This window comes from Azohydromonas lata (genome assembly GCF_034427735.1).
In the GTDB taxonomy this organism is placed as follows: domain Bacteria; phylum Pseudomonadota; class Gammaproteobacteria; order Burkholderiales; family Burkholderiaceae_C; genus Azohydromonas; species Azohydromonas lata.
In genome coordinates this window covers 1-13,761 of record NZ_JAXOJX010000084.1, presented here as the reverse complement: position 1 = coordinate 13,761, position 13,761 = coordinate 1, and the positions used below count along the sequence as shown (strand labels likewise).

Sequence of the window (13,761 nt, the reverse complement as noted above, 5' to 3'; positions counted from 1 at the left end):
CTGCCGAAAAAGGTGGCTTAACCGTCAACGCATGCGGCGCCCCAATTGGCGAGGCGCCGTCGGCACCGCCACCGCCAGAGGGCGGTGCCGTGCAACCCGGGGCGGCCCCTCAATGCGGCACGGCAACGGCAACGGCTGCGCCGAGCTTGGGCGTCAAGGCGGCGCGGGCAGCGGCCACGGCCTGCGGCTGGCGGCCCGCGACTCGCAGCGCATGCAACTGTTCAAGAGACGGTTGAACGGGCACCTGGTCGGCCCTGAGCGCGGCACGCACGCCCAGCTTGGGCTGCGAGCTGTCGCGCAACAGCGGGCCCATGAGCACGGCGCCGCGGGCATTGAGCAGCACGGCCACCAGCGGCTGGTCGGCGCGGGCGCCGCGCGCCAGCACGATGCCGGTCTCGCCGCTGGCCAACTTCACGAAGCAGCCCGGCGGGTACAGGCCCACCACCTTGAGCAGCGCCCCGCCGATGCGGTCGGGCCTGCCGTCCGGCCCCATGCAGGCCTGCCCCGCGGCCTGCATGGCCGTGAGCGCCTTGCGCCCGGCGCGGCGGCTGATCTTGGCGCAATAGATGTCCACGCGGCGCAGCAGCGCGGCCAACTGCTGGCCCGGCGTGAGCTGCTGCGGCGCCAGCCGCTGCAGCGAGTCGTCGTGGTGCAGCCGCACGGCCTCCAGCCACACCGGGTCGGTGACGCCGCCCTCGCGCAGCAGCCGCTCGGCCTCGACGCTGTGCTGGTCGATCACGGCGCGCATGCCGGCATCAAGCTTGGGCGCGGCCATGAGCGCCAGCCTGTCCTGCAGCCGGCGCATGGCGACGTTCATAGTGAGGGCAGCACAATCCAGTTGCGAGAGCAACTCTTCGCTGAAGCCCAGCTCGCGGCCGATCTCGCCGGCGATGAGCATGCAGCGCAGGGCCTGATGGCTGCTGTAGTGGTCAGCGTGGCGCGTGCCGTTGTGGATGTAGTGGAACAAGGCCTCGTCCATGCGGCGCGAGGCCAGCTCGCGTGCGCGGGCCAGCACATCCATCACGCGCTGCACCCACGGCTGCTGCGGGCTGGGGTCGCGCAGCGCCGCATCCAGCAGGTAGACCAGCGCCTCCCACTCCTCGCCGGGCTTGGCGGAGCTGCTGGTCTGGCGCGCAGGCTCGGCCCGTGCGCGGGCAATGGCCGACAGCGGCGCATCGCGCCGTATGAGCTCGTCCACGCGGGCCGCCAGACGGCGGCGCCAGTCGGCCACGGCCACGGCATCGGCGTACACGCCGTTGCGGCTGCGCATCGTGGCGCGCGCCGTATGGCCGTCCATGGGCTCGCTGGCCGCGAGCAGCAGCTTGCCCTCGGCATCGAAAACGTCGAAGGGAAGCCGGTCCTCGGCTTCCAGGTATTCCGGGGAAAGGGATATCAATCTCACGGTCGGGCACCTGTGGACCTGCAAGGATCCATCCGGCGGCTGTGCAGCGCCTTGAGCGCGGACAACGACAACCGTTCCGCTCCGTTCAACGGATCGAGTCGCAGCCGCTTGCTGGACTCGACGGATTGCGGGAAGAAGCGGAGAGATCTCACGGCCGGTGACTGCTGAAACATCAGGCCCGAGAGTAGGCAAAACACCGGGGAGGAGAGTGACAGAAATGTCAAGCTCGGCCCACTCAGTGAGAACAATGTGCCTTCCTGCACGATCGGCAGCGGCCCGGCGCGAGCGGCACCTGCCGCACGCCGACCAACCCAGTAGCAGTCAACACGAAGCGAATGGCACAGCGCAGCTTCAGCTCAGCAGCGCCCCCAGCTCATGGCCGCCCGCATGCGGCGGCGCACCTCCTGGGGCTGGCTGTCCAGCCATTCGTCGAACTCGCGCCGCGTCTGGTGCTGCACGTCCACCACACCCACGAGCAGGGTCAGAAGCAAAAATCCGATCATGGTTGCATCCTCCTGGTTGGCAACCATTATTAGGTGTTTTCCCTAATACACAAGCCTTGAAAGCGTCACGGAAGACCGGTCACGCCAGCGAAAGCCGCGGCGCGTGAAGAATGAACGGCGTACCGGCGGTGCGGGTGGGGCTGTGCAAAAAGCAACGCCGCGGCCCATTGAGGGCGCGCGGCGTGCGAAAAGTGTTTGGGGCGCGCGGTGCCGGTGACGATGCCGGCGCGACGGGCAGGGCGTCAGGCGTGGCCGGGCGGGTAGCTGAAGCCGTAGCCGCGCTCCAGCTCCAGCCGGGTTTCCTCCAGAAAATCCTCCTGCACGGGGTCAGGCTCGCCGCCGCGCTGCAGGTGGACCTGGTACCACGCCGCGATGAGGACGCAGATGGTGGGCTCGGGGCCGTCCACGACTTCCTCGATGTCCAGGCCGCTGGCTTCGCAGATGGCTTCAATGGGTTCCATGGAGAACACCACGGCGCCGTCGTCGCTGTCCCGCGACAGTTGCAGGTCCGCGAAGTTGATGCCTTCGGGGATGGTGGCTTGCAGTTCGATCACGATGCGTCCCTCCGTGAATGCCGCTGCGGGCAGGCGGTTGTCGAAGAGGACAGGACCTTCAGGGCACCGGCCCCGGCCGCCGCGGCCACCGGGTACAGGCCTCCTCCGGTCAGGCCTCGGCCTCAAACTAGCACGTATCGGGCCTGGGCGCGACCCGTCGGGAATCACGACGCCACCCCACCGGCGCACCACCAAGGTGCGCAGGCGTGGGGCGCGGGTTCAGCGCAGGACGAAATCCGTCAGGTCCAGCGCGCTCACGCCCAGCAGCCGGATGGCGAACTCGGCGTCCGCATCCGCGTCGGTGTTGGCGTAGAGCACGCCGTCGGCGAATTTCAGTTGACCCGCCGCGGTGAAGGCCGCCGACGCATCGATCAGGGCCGTGAAGGCCTCGCGCGCCGCGGTGGCGGTGTTGGCGTCCAGCCCAACGAGGTCCAGCTTGTCCTGGCCGCGCACGAAGTCGGTGATGACGTCGGCCGTGGCCGCCGTCGTGCCCACATCGGCCAGCCCGGGGAAGGCGAAGGTGTCGCGTCCGTCGCCGCCGGCAAGCGTGTCCGCGCCCGCGCCGCCCAAGAGCCGGTCGTCGCCCGCATCGCCCTGCAGCACGTCGTTGCCCGCGCCGCCGTAGAGCGTGTCGTTGCCCTCGCCGCCGCGCAGCGTGTCGTTGCCGGCCTCGCCCCACAGGCTGTCGTTGCCCGCGCCGCCGTCCATCAGGCTGGCGCCCAGGCCGCCGTGCAGCGCGTCGGCCCCGGCGGTGCCGGCGACGTTGTCGGCCGGGTAGTTCACCGCCGCCGTGGCGGCGCTGGCAACGGCCTCCTTGCCGCCGAGCAGGTCCACGAAGGACGCCTTGACGCTGATGGCCTTGTCCACGTCGGCCGCCGTGAGCACGTAGCTTGCGCCCGTGGCCCCGGCGATGGCCGTGCCGCCGCGCAGCCACTGCAGCGCCACGGGACCCATGCCGTCGAGATCCTGCAGCTCGAAGCTCGCCGACAGCGTGCGGCCTACCTCGGCCGTGCCGCTGACGGTGACGCTGCCCGTGGCCACGTCGTTGACGTTGGCCACCGCCGCCGAAGCCGTGCTGGTCACGCTCTCGACCGTGCCGTGGCCGTCGGTGTAGGCCACCCGCACCGACACGGCCTGGCCCACGTCGGCCTGGCCCAGCGCATAGGTGGCCGCCGTGGCACCGTCCACCGCCACGCCGCCGCGCAGCCACTGCCAGCTCAAGGCGCCCAGACCGTCGGCATCCACCAGCTTGGCCGTCACGGCCGACAGCACGCCGCCCTGCCTGGCCAGGCCCGTGAGCGTCACGCCGCCCGTGGGCGCGTCGTTGACGTTGGCCACCGCTGCCGTCGCGTCGCTGGTGACGGCCTCGGCCGTGCCCAGCTTGTCCACGTAGGCCGCGCGCGCCGCGATGGCGTGGCCCACGTCCGCTTCCTTGAGCACGTAGGTGGCCGCCGTGGCGCCGGCGATGGCCGCGCCGTCGCGCAGCCATTGGTACTTGACGGTGCCCAGGCCGTCGGCATCGGCCAGGGTGTGGGCCGCCGTGAGCGTCTGGCCCTGCGTGGCCTCGCCGCCGACGGTCACGCCGCCCGTGGGCGCGTCGTTGACGTTGGCCACCGCCGCCGTGGCCGCGCTGGTGCGGCTCTCGGCCGTGTTGAAGCCGTCCACGTAGGACGCCTTGACGCTGATGGCCTTGCCCACGTCGGCCTGCGTGAGCGTGTAGCCCGCCCCCGTGGCCTGGGCGATGGCCACGCCCGCGCGCAGCCATTGGTAGCTGACCACGCCCAGGCCGTCGAGGTCGGCCAGCGTGTGGCCCGCCGTGAGCACCTGGCCCTGCGCGGCCGTGCCGCTGACGGTCACGCCGCCCGTGGGCGCGTCGTTGGCATTGGCCACCGCCGCCGAGGCGGTGCTGGTCACGGACTCCAACGCGCCATAGCCGTCGGTATAGGACACCCGCACCGACACGGCCTGGCCCACGTCGGCCTGCGAGGTCGCGTAGGTGGCCGCCGTGGCGCCGTCCACCGCCACGCCGCCGCGCAGCCACTGGTAGCTGAAGGCGCCCAAGCCGTCGGCATCGGCCAGCTTGGCCGTCACGGCCGACAGCACGCTGCCCTGCTTGGCCAGGCCGCCCACCGTCACGCCGCCTGCGGGCGCGTCGTTGGCGTTGGCCACCGCCGCCGTGGCCGCGCTCGCGACGGCCTCGGCCGTGCCGAACTTGTCCAGGTAGGCCGCGCGCACCGAGATGGCGTGGCCCACGTCGGCCTGCGCCAGCTTGTACGTGCCCGCTGCTGCACCGGCGATGTCCACGCCGTCGCGCAGCCACTGGTACTTGATGGCGCCCAGGCCATCGGCGTCGGCCAGGGTGTTGGCCGCCGTGAGCGTCTGCCCCTGCGTGGCGCTGCCGCTCACGGTCACACCGCCCGTGGGCGCGTCGTTGACGTTCTGCACCGCGGGCGAGAGCTGGTCGGTGAAGGTTTCGGTCTTGCCGCCGCCGTCGACCCAGGTGGCGCGGGCGGCGACGGACTTGCCCACGTCGTCCTGCGTGAGCGTGTAGCGCTGCCCCGTGGCCCCCGCGATGGGCAGGCTGCCACGCATCCACTGCCAGCTCACGGGGCCCATGCCATCGTCATCGTGGAGGTCGTGCGTGGCCGTGACCGTGTGGCCCTGGATGAACGAGTCCACGCTGAGCGTGATGCCGCCCCAGGGCACGTCGTTGACGTTGGCCACCGACGCCGTGGCCGCGCTGGTCAGCGTCTCGTGGCCGCCGTAGTTGTCGGTGTAGCTCGCGCGCAGCGTGAGGACGTGGCCCACGTCGGCCTGCTTGAGCGTGTAGCTGGCGCCGGTGGCGCCGTCCACGGCCTGGCCGTCGCGCAGCCACTGGTAGGCCAGCGCGTTGACCCCGTCGCTGTCCACGGGGGCGGCAGCCTTGAGCACCTCGCCCTGGCGCGCCATGCCCGTGATGGTGGGCGCCAGGGCGGCGTCGCTCAGGTTGGCCACCGCCACCGTGGCGGCGCTCGCGACGGACTCGGCCGTGCCCAGCCGGTCGGTGTAGGACACGCGCACGTTCACGGCGTGGCCCACGTCGGCCTCCGCCAGCTTGTAGGTCGAGCGCGACGCGCCGGCGATGGCCGTGCCGTCGCGCAGCCACTGGTAGAGGAACGCCGCGGGCGCGCCGTCGGGGTCCACGATGTTGTGCTGCGCCGTGAGCGTCTGGCCCTGCACGGCCTGGCCAAAGACCTGCACGCCGCCCGTGGGCGCGTCGTTGACGTTGGCCACCGGCGCCGTGCTGTTGCTCACCACGCGCTCCACGATGCCGTGCAGGTCGTTGAAGATCACGCGCACCGAGATGGCCTTGCCCACGTCGGCCTGCGTGAGGGTGAAGGTGGTGCCGCCGTTGGGTTCGGGAATGATCTGGCCGTCGCGCAGCCACTCCAGCCGCGCCGCGCCCACGCCGTCGGGGTCGGCCAGCTCGTAGCTCACCGACAGCGTCTGGCCCTGCGCGGGCGTGCCGGTGATCGTCACGGTGCCCGTGGCCGGCGCGTTCTCCGTGTTGGTGGGGATCTCAGTGGTGTACGCGCTGCCCACGCCGCGGTAGTTGCCGTAGACGTCCCAGTAGGTCAGCAAGACCGATATCCGCTGGCCGATGTCCGAGGTCTGCAGCGTGTACGTGCTGCCGTGGTAGGCCTCGCCGCCGGCTCGGATCACCGCCGACCCGGAGTACCAAGTGAACGTCGGGTTCAGCATGCCCTCGACGTCGGCCACGGTGCTGGACACCGAGAGCGTGCTGCCCACGCGGGCCTCGCCCGTCAGGGTGACATTGCCGGTGATCGGGTCGTCCACGTTGCGCAGCGCCACCGTGGTGCTGCCGCTCACGGCAGCGTTGGCCTCGCCGCTGCCGTCGTTGAAGCTCCACTGCAGCGCCACGCTGACCGGCGGCACGTCCGAGCTGTTGGCATAGCCGATGCCGCGCAGCACCTCGTTGACGCGCGCCTGCGTGGCCTGGCCGTTGAAGCTGATGGACAGCATCCCGGCCGCATTGCCGACCGTGCCCACGGCCACGCCGCCCACCGTGGCCACGCCGCCGGCCAGGCTCAGCCCGCCCAGGCCGCTGAACCGGTCCTCCGCCGACGCCCCGCCCACGCGCGACAGCGTGAGCACGGCTCCGGCGTAGTTGCCCGCGCCGCCATCCAGCGCGGCGAGCTCGGCGTCGAACACGGCCGCAGACGGCGCCAGGCAGATGGGCTGGCTGCCCTCGGTGTACGTGGGAACGCCGGCCATTGAGGACGGCAGGCTGCCTTGCGCAATGAAGGAGGGAGTCGTGTTGCTCATCGCTTGCCCTGGAATTCTGGTGATGTGAATCGCTTGAATCTCATTCGATGGCCGGCACCGCAACGCTGCGGCGGCAGGAGCCGGATGCCTGCCAGACATCAAATTTCTGAAACATTTAGAAAAACTTTAACAAATTTAATTACTTATCAGAGGTTCGCTCGGTCACATGTTCAAGTTCGGTCGATACATGTCAAAAAACGGATGCAAAGAGAGCGTGCCGCTCTTGCATGACACGCCTGCGCAGCAGGTGCCACGGAGCACGCGTGTTCGTCCTGTGACAATTGCGCTCAGGAGATATGTCAAGCGATGAGAAACCTGGGATTCGTGCTCTTGCTGCTGCTGTGGGTGGTGCTGGTCTACGCCGGCTACGTGCTGTTCGGCTGGTGGATGGTGGCCTTTGCCACCTTGGGCGCACTGTGGGCCTGGTTCAGGCTCAAGGCGGCCAGACAGGCAGGCGTGCGCTCCGGCAAGGCGCCGGCCGCGCCCAGGGACGGCGGCTGAGCGCGTGCTACGCCGGCGGCCCCGGCGGATGGCCGCTGATGTGCTCCACGAAGCGCCGCGCCGCCAGCCCAAGCGGCCGCTCCTTGGACCACACCACGTCCACCCAGAGCTGCAAGTCGTTGGTCAGGTTCTCGAAGGGCATCTCCACGAGCTGGCCGGAGTCCAGGTACCGGCGCACGAAGTTGCGCGGCAGCCAGCCCCAGCCCAGCCCGGCGCTGATGAGGCTCAGCGCCGCCTGCGGCGTGTCCGTGCGCCAGCGGTGGCGTGCGAACACGAAGCGCGCATCCACCTGCGCGCGGTCGCGGCTGGCCACCACGATCTGCCGCGTGGACAGCAGGTGCTCCTCGCGCAGCCCTCCCGCGCCGGCAGCCTGCAGCACGGGGTGCGCCGGCGCCATCACCGCCACCAGGCTTTCGCTGGCCACTTCCTGGAAGCCCTCGCGCCCGTCCAGGCTGGGCCGCTCGAACACCAGTGCCAACTGCGCCCGTCCGCTGTGCAGCAGCGCCAGCGCGTCGGCCTGCGGCGCGGCCAGCACCTCCACCTCCAGCAGCGGATGCTCCTGCGCCAGCGCCGCCAGCGCCGCGCTCCAGGGCGCGGCCAGCAGCTCCGGCGCGATGGCCAGGGTCAGCAGCTCCTCCAGCCCGCGCGTGAGCGCCAGCGCGTGCACTTGCAACTGCCGCCGCTGCGCCGCCAGCGCCCGCACCTGCGGCGCCAGCGACAGCGCCTGCGGCGTGGGCCGCGGCTCGCGCCCACTGCGGTCGAACAGCCGCAGCGCCAGCTCGCCCTCCAGTTGCGCGATGGCCATGCTCACCGCCGAGGGCACGCGCCCAAGCGCGCGCGCCGCGGCCGAAAAGGAGCCATGGTCCAGCACCGCCAGAAAAACGTCCACCTCGTTGCCTTCGAAAGCCATCTTTCAGATACGCTGACAGCAGATGACTTTTTATATCAGCCCCGCAGACATACATTGCCGCCGTCAACGGAGTTGGGCGATGCAAGGTGTGAAACGACGGGTGGTGTACGTGGCGCTGTACGAGGCGGTGGCCATCGTGCTGGCGACGCTGGGCTTCATGCTGGCCGCCGATGCGGGCGCGGCGGACGCCACGGGGCTGTCGGTGCTGTCCTCGGCGGTGGCGGTTTTATGGAACCTTGCGTTCAACCACGGCTTCGAACGGTGGGAAGCCCGCCAGCGCGTGCGCGGCCGCGGCCTTGCGCGCCGCGTGGCGCACGCGGTGGGCTTCGAGGGCGGCCTGGCCGCCATCCTGGTGCCGGTCATGGCGTGGTGGCTGGACATCAGCCTTTGGCAGGCGCTGGTCATGGATTTGGGCCTGCTGCTGCTCTTCCTCGCCTACACCTTTGTATTCAACTGGGTCTTCGACCGCGTATTCGGCTTGCCACGATCGGCACGGCCGGTCTGAGAACATCGCGGGGGTCCCGTTCCGCCCGCGTCCTGCATGAAGTTCGAAAAACAACCCCTGCTCGCCACCGCCACGCCCATCCACCCCTACGTGCAGGCCGCCAGCTACATGCTGGTGGCGGCGCTGTGCCTGCTGGCGCTGCTGGCCGGGCTGCTGCCGGGGCTGCTGGCGGTGTGCATCAGCTTCCTGGTGACGCGATCGCTCACGCGCGTGCCCGTGGGCCGGCTGCACGGCACGGGGCGTCTGCCGCCGTGGCTGGCGGCCACGGCGGTGATCGTGGCGCCGCTGGCGGGGCTGGCGCTGCTCATGCTCAACGCCAAGGGCTACTCCATCCTGGCCGTGCAGCAGTACCAGGCGCTGCTCAACCACCTGGCCAACACCATCCTGGAAATGCGCGAGCGGCTGCCGCAGGAGATCGTGCGCCATTTGCCCGAGGGCGTGGGCGAGCTGCAGGAGCTGATGGCGGCGCAGTTGCGCACGCAGGCCAGCCACCTGGCCTCGGTGGGCCGCACCTGGCTGCACGGGCTGCTGCTGGCCTACGTGGGCCTGATCGTGGGCGCGCTGCTGGCCACCCGGCGCGCACCCGCGGCACGGCGCCCGCTGGCCGCGGCCATTGCCTCGCGCGCGGCGCATTTCATAGACGCCTTCCGCCAGATCGTGGCGGCGCAGTTCTGGATCGCGGCCTTCAACGCCTCGCTCACCGCCGCATTCCTGCTGGGAGCGCTGCCGGCCTTCGGCATCGTCATGCCCTACGACTACGCGCTGGTGGCCATGACCTTCGTGTTCGGCCTGGTGCCCATCGTGGGCAACCTCGTGGTCAACGTCGTGATGACGCTGGTGGGCGTGTCGGTGTCGGTGTACGTGGGCGCGGCCTGCCTGGCTTTCCTGATCGGCATCCACAAGGCCGAGTACTTCATCAACGCCCGCGTGGTGGGCTCCAAGACGAGCACCGGCGTGTGGGAGCTGCTGGCGGTGATGTTCGCGGCGGAGACCCTGTTCGGCGTGGCCGGCCTGGTGGCTGCGCCGCTGTACTACGCCTATGCCAAGAAGGAGCTGGCGGCCGCCGGCCTGGTGTGAACCCCGCGCCTCCCGGCGCGCGCAAAGCGATCCCTAAGGGAAATCCCTAGACCATGGTGCAACACGGTTACAGCAACTGCGCCAGCCTGCAGCACCGGCGGTGCTCAATGCGTGGCACACGGCTGGACCAGCGGACGGCGGAATTCCTTGCCTATCACGGCGCGGGCATAGAGATAGAGGTGCAGGGACTGCGCGCACAGACGGTCCATGTCCACCCGGCCGTGCGCATCGCACGGAAACGCGCAGGCCTGCTGCGGGTCGAGCAGGGATTCGAAGCGCAGTTCGTAGCCGGGCTGTTCCAGTTCCAGGATGCTCATGTCACACAACTCCTTTGACCGCCTGCGTGTCTGCATCGACCGTGCCAACCGTGCACAGGCACGGCGACTGCGGGAGGATGCGTCCTAAGGGTTGACGCTTATTCGGCGGGGCGGAGTTTCAGTGGGCTGCCTTTCTGCGCACTGACGGAAAACGGTATTCCCGACCTATCACCGCGCGGGCGTACAGGTAATGGGTAAGTGCGGAATCGCCCAACCGGTCCATGTCCACCTGGCCGCGGGCGTCGCAGGGGAAGGCGCAGGCATTGGCGCCACCATCCAGGGATTCGAAATGCAATTCGTAACCCGCTTGTTCCAGTTCGGGAAGTGCCATTTCGTCAACTCCTTCACGCCTTGGAAACTCCGCGGCGTGCAGCCCTTGATATTCGCTTGCACAGCATGTAGCAGCGGGCGTGCCTGCCCTGCCCGGAAGAATGCCCGGACCCTGGGGGGAAAAGGAAAACCCCGCCGTGGCGGGGTTGGGACGGTGGACTTTCCAGCCCTGGACGCGGCAGTCGCCGCCGGCCGTCAAATCACAAGGAAATTGGAAGTGGAGAGAGCAGCAACTCCCGTGCCAATGCCAATCACCGCCAGTTTCACGGCGGCGATGGCGCCCGTGCCATCCTGGTCGTAATACAAATCTCCCGTGGAGGTGTTGTAAATCAGGCGCTGCGCCGCGCTGGTGGCCGCCATGGCGCCCGCGCCGGCCAGGAAGGCCCCGGTGGCCAAGGCCACGTTGTTGGCGGTGCCCAGGCCCGTCATCACGGAATTTTCCAGCCAGATTTTTTCGCCGGCAGCAAAATCGTCGATGCGGTCCACGTTGGTTTGGGCATTGGGAAGGGTATTGAAGACGAAAACGTCGCTGCCGGCGCCGCCATTGAGATAATCCTGCCCGGCACCGCCATAAAGGGTATCGTTGCCCTCGCCGCCCAACAGGTTGTCGTTGCCGTCGCCACCGTTGAGCGTGTCGCTGCCGTTGCCGCCATTCAGATTGTCGTTGCCCGCGCCGCCCAAAATAAGGTCATTGCCAGCGCGGCCCTCGAAGTAATTGTCGCCAGCCGAGCCCACCAGAATGTCGGCCATGGAACTGCCATTGGCATTCTCGATGTTGCGCAGGGTATCGGTGCCACCCCAGGTATCACGTGCGCTGCCCGCAGCCTGGTTGATCGTGAGGCCGCCCAGCGTGCCGGCATAAGCCGCAGCGGAAAGATTGACCACCGCGCCCATGGAGCCGGCATCGTCGCCCGAGCGGTCATAATTGACCGTGTCCACGTTGCCGCCGCCGTCTATGGTGTCGTTGCCGCGGCCGCCGTCGAAGAATTCCCAGGTCTGGTTGTTGTCCCGGCCGCGAATATAGTCGGCATAGTCGGAGCCGTTGACCGACAAATTGCCGTCGTCGAGTATGAACGTGTCGGTACCGCCCCAGCCGTCGCGGGCGCTGTTGCGGCCCACGTTGTAGGTCACGCCGCCCAGCGTGGCCGACACCATGCGGTTGCTCAAATTGACGATCACGCCGTTCGGATCGTCCCAATACCCCACGTTGGCCCACACGTTGTTGACGTTGTTGGGCGCGCCGCCAATGACGGTGTCATTGCCCTTGCCCAGCGTGAAACTCAAGGGGCCGTCGGAGCGGCCCAGCACCAGGCAGTCGGCATAGGCCGTGCCGGTGAAATGCTCGATGGAAATCAGCGTATCGACGGTATTGGCATTGCCCCCCGTTTCCAGCACCTGGTTGGCGCCGACGACGCGGTTGTTCCACGCTTCGGCACCACCGCTGAAATTGGCGAAGACGCCGCCGGTGGCGTCTTCGTAATAGGCATTGTCCGAGCCCGTGCCACCTACCAGGGTGTCGTTGCCCGCGCCGCCATACAGATCGTCGCCTTGGGAACCGGCCACCAGGCTGTCGTTGCCGGCGCCGCCGTGCAATTCGTTCTGGCCGTCGCCGCCCCATATCGTGTCGTTGCCGGCACCGCCCATGATCCAGTCGTGGCCCGCGCCGCCATTGATCGAATCGTTGCCCGCCGTGCCGACAATCAAGTCATCGCCCGCCGTGCCCACGGTGCCGGCGGCTATCGTGAAAGTGCTGTCCGGCGTGGCCAGGTATTCCATGCGCCCCGCGCCGGCCGCGGTGCCCGCATACTGGTTCAACACGGTGAGTTTGCCGGCCGAGCCAAAATCGAAAATCAGGTCGTTGCCCGTGCCACCACGGTAAATATCGATGCCGGAGTAAAGGTCGTTGGGGTCGGCCAGTTGCACCTTGTCGGCAGTCCCGCCCGTATCGCTCACGACGTCGATGCCCGTGCCCAAATTGAATTTGTATACGTCGTTGCCCGCGCCGCCATAAAGCGTGTCGTTGCCCGCGTCTCCAAACAGGGTATCGTCGCCCGTGCTGCCATTGACCGCTTCACTCTTGGACGTGCCCGTATAAATTCCCATATCAAAAACCTCTTGATTTGTTCGTCTCGTGGGCACCTCCGCCCGGCCGGAATAGTGCACCAGGGTCAATCGCCACAGCGTGAATTAATTCACACCATGGGCGCGACAAATGTCAAATTGAGCCGAGGTTTGTCCAGCAACAGCAATGCGCATGGCCCGCGGTGGGCGGGTATCAAAGGCTTTGACGCAGCGGCCGTGCTTGGGCCCCCAGTTGTGCCGCCAGCCCCGTGGCCAGCGCCAGGCGGCGCAGCAACCAGGGATTGAGGTCGTCGTCGGGCAAATCCACCGGCAGCGCCGTATCGAGAGAGGAGACCGGGGACAAAGGGCTTGCGGAGGCGGCCGCCGCGTTTTCCTCCAGCGCTGCGGCCATGTCCGCCACCGCGCGTTCCAGCGGCGCACGCAGCGCCTGCAAATCCAGCCGACCGCGGCGCAGCAGCAGCATGGTCTTGATCGCGGTGAGCTGCGCCAACAGTTGGTTGGCCAGCGTCAGCACGCGCTCCAGCGCCTGCAGCGGCGGCTGCACCGCGCGCGGCTCCACCAGCGCGCGCTGCGTGGCCTGCACCAGGGCCGAGAGGCTGTCGTAGGCCTCGCGCCGCGCCAGCCGCCATTGCAGCTCCGGCTCGTCGTCCACCGCCTGGAGCTGCGCCACGGCCAGCGCGATGCGCGCATGCCGCGCCTGCGCCCGCAGCACGCGCCCAAGCAGCGCGGGCAACTGGCGGCGCTCCCAGGACGGCAGCACGTAGCTGAAGCCCCAGGCCAGCGCGACGCCGATCAGCGTGTCGGCCATGCGCTCCACGATGTCGAACACCGTGCCGATGCCCGCGCCCAAGAGGTGGGCCTGCACCAGGCCCAGCACCGTGGCCGCCACTGACGTCACCAGGTAATGCCGCACCGCGAAGGCATGCGCCACGGCCTGCGCCAGCGTCAGCGCCAGCAGCAGCACCCAGGCCGACGGATGCGCGGCCAGCAGCGCGCCGCTGAGCACGCAGCCCACGAGCGTGCCGGCCACGCGGCTGTTGCGGCGCTCCAGCGTCTGCGCGAGGCTGCCGCGCAGCACCACCACGATGGTCAGCAGGATCCAGTACTCGTGCGTGCCCCAGGGCAGCGCCTGCGCCAGCGCATAGGCGCTGCCCAGCGCCAGCGCCGCGCGCACGGCGTGGCGCAGCGGCGGGGCGTCGCGCCGCCACAGCGCCAGCAGCGGCCGCCACGACCAGGCCGTCGGGCTCACGAAGA

The 13,761-nt window shown here is 69.1% G+C and carries 12 protein-coding genes; 3 read left to right on the top strand and 9 right to left on the bottom strand.

The features are described from left to right. Window positions 1-109: 109 nt before the first annotated feature. The 4 genes from SM757_RS30020 to SM757_RS30005 form a co-directional block, all read right to left on the bottom strand. Window positions 110-1,402: an HD-GYP domain-containing protein gene (locus SM757_RS30020; protein WP_322468149.1), complete on the bottom strand. Its 1,293-nt coding sequence runs from the start codon at window positions 1,400-1,402 to the stop codon at window positions 110-112. Between the two features lie 356 nt (window positions 1,403-1,758). Beyond that, window positions 1,759-1,905, bottom strand: a complete 147-nt coding sequence (locus SM757_RS30015) for a hypothetical protein (protein ID WP_157119191.1) — start codon at window positions 1,903-1,905, stop codon at window positions 1,759-1,761. 242 nt (window positions 1,906-2,147) lie between these two features. After that, window positions 2,148-2,459, bottom strand: a complete 312-nt coding sequence (locus SM757_RS30010) for a hypothetical protein (RefSeq protein WP_066341244.1) — start codon at window positions 2,457-2,459, stop codon at window positions 2,148-2,150. Between the two features lie 219 nt (window positions 2,460-2,678). Beyond that, entirely contained in the window at window positions 2,679-6,785 is a 4,107-nt protein-coding gene (locus SM757_RS30005) for a M10 family metallopeptidase C-terminal domain-containing protein (RefSeq protein WP_322468148.1), read from the bottom strand. Between the two features lie 306 nt (window positions 6,786-7,091). Here SM757_RS30005 and SM757_RS30000 point away from each other — a divergent pair, with 306 nt between their 5' ends. After that, on the top strand, window positions 7,092-7,286 hold the full coding sequence (locus SM757_RS30000; RefSeq protein ID WP_157119192.1) for a hypothetical protein: 195 nt from the start codon (window positions 7,092-7,094) through the stop codon (window positions 7,284-7,286). A gap of 7 nt (window positions 7,287-7,293) precedes the next feature. Here SM757_RS30000 and SM757_RS29995 read toward each other — a convergent pair whose 3' ends face one another. After that, window positions 7,294-8,196: a LysR family transcriptional regulator gene (locus SM757_RS29995; RefSeq protein WP_066341247.1), complete on the bottom strand. Its 903-nt coding sequence runs from the start codon at window positions 8,194-8,196 to the stop codon at window positions 7,294-7,296. A 79-nt stretch (window positions 8,197-8,275) separates the two neighbouring features. Here SM757_RS29995 and SM757_RS29990 point away from each other — a divergent pair, with 79 nt between their 5' ends. Both SM757_RS29990 and SM757_RS29985 read left to right on the top strand, forming a co-directional pair. Then, window positions 8,276-8,701 carry a PACE efflux transporter gene (locus SM757_RS29990; RefSeq protein WP_066341248.1) on the top strand — a complete coding sequence of 142 codons (426 nt, stop codon included), beginning with the start codon at window positions 8,276-8,278 and terminating at the stop codon, window positions 8,699-8,701. A gap of 36 nt (window positions 8,702-8,737) precedes the next feature. Continuing rightward, entirely contained in the window at window positions 8,738-9,778 is a 1,041-nt protein-coding gene (locus SM757_RS29985) for an AI-2E family transporter (protein WP_322468147.1), read from the top strand. A gap of 104 nt (window positions 9,779-9,882) precedes the next feature. Here SM757_RS29985 and SM757_RS29980 read toward each other — a convergent pair whose 3' ends face one another. From SM757_RS29980 to SM757_RS29965, 4 genes are all read right to left on the bottom strand, one after another. Further along, window positions 9,883-10,095, bottom strand: a complete 213-nt coding sequence (locus tag SM757_RS29980) for a hypothetical protein (RefSeq protein ID WP_066341250.1) — start codon at window positions 10,093-10,095, stop codon at window positions 9,883-9,885. A 118-nt stretch (window positions 10,096-10,213) separates the two neighbouring features. Continuing rightward, complete coding sequence (locus tag SM757_RS29975; RefSeq protein ID WP_084267817.1) at window positions 10,214-10,426, bottom strand: hypothetical protein; 213 nt, start codon at window positions 10,424-10,426, stop codon at window positions 10,214-10,216. A 194-nt stretch (window positions 10,427-10,620) separates the two neighbouring features. Beyond that, a complete protein-coding gene (locus SM757_RS29970) occupies window positions 10,621-12,588 on the bottom strand; it encodes a calcium-binding protein (RefSeq protein ID WP_322468158.1) in 1,968 nt (655 codons plus the stop codon). A 112-nt stretch (window positions 12,589-12,700) separates the two neighbouring features. Then, window positions 12,701-13,761: FUSC family protein (locus tag SM757_RS29965; protein WP_322468146.1), on the bottom strand; the 1,061-nt coding region annotated here is incomplete at its 5' end.

Excerpts from the sequence above, each read along its gene's own strand:
- SM757_RS29985 (WP_322468147.1), top strand. The coding sequence starts at position 8,738 with ATGAAGTTCGAAAAACAACCCCTGCTCGCCACCGCCACGCCCATCCAC.
- SM757_RS30000 (WP_157119192.1), top strand. The coding sequence starts at position 7,092 with ATGAGAAACCTGGGATTCGTGCTCTTGCTGCTGCTGTGGGTGGTGCTG.
- SM757_RS30015 (WP_157119191.1), bottom strand. The coding sequence starts at position 1,905 with ATGATCGGATTTTTGCTTCTGACCCTGCTCGTGGGTGTGGTGGACGTG.
- SM757_RS29980 (WP_066341250.1), bottom strand. The coding sequence starts at position 10,095 with ATGAGCATCCTGGAACTGGAACAGCCCGGCTACGAACTGCGCTTCGAA.
- SM757_RS29975 (WP_084267817.1), bottom strand. The coding sequence starts at position 10,426 with ATGGCACTTCCCGAACTGGAACAAGCGGGTTACGAATTGCATTTCGAA.
- SM757_RS29990 (WP_066341248.1), top strand. The coding sequence starts at position 8,276 with ATGCAAGGTGTGAAACGACGGGTGGTGTACGTGGCGCTGTACGAGGCG.
- SM757_RS29995 (WP_066341247.1), bottom strand. The coding sequence starts at position 8,196 with ATGGCTTTCGAAGGCAACGAGGTGGACGTTTTTCTGGCGGTGCTGGAC.
- SM757_RS30005 (WP_322468148.1), bottom strand. The coding sequence starts at position 6,785 with ATGAGCAACACGACTCCCTCCTTCATTGCGCAAGGCAGCCTGCCGTCC.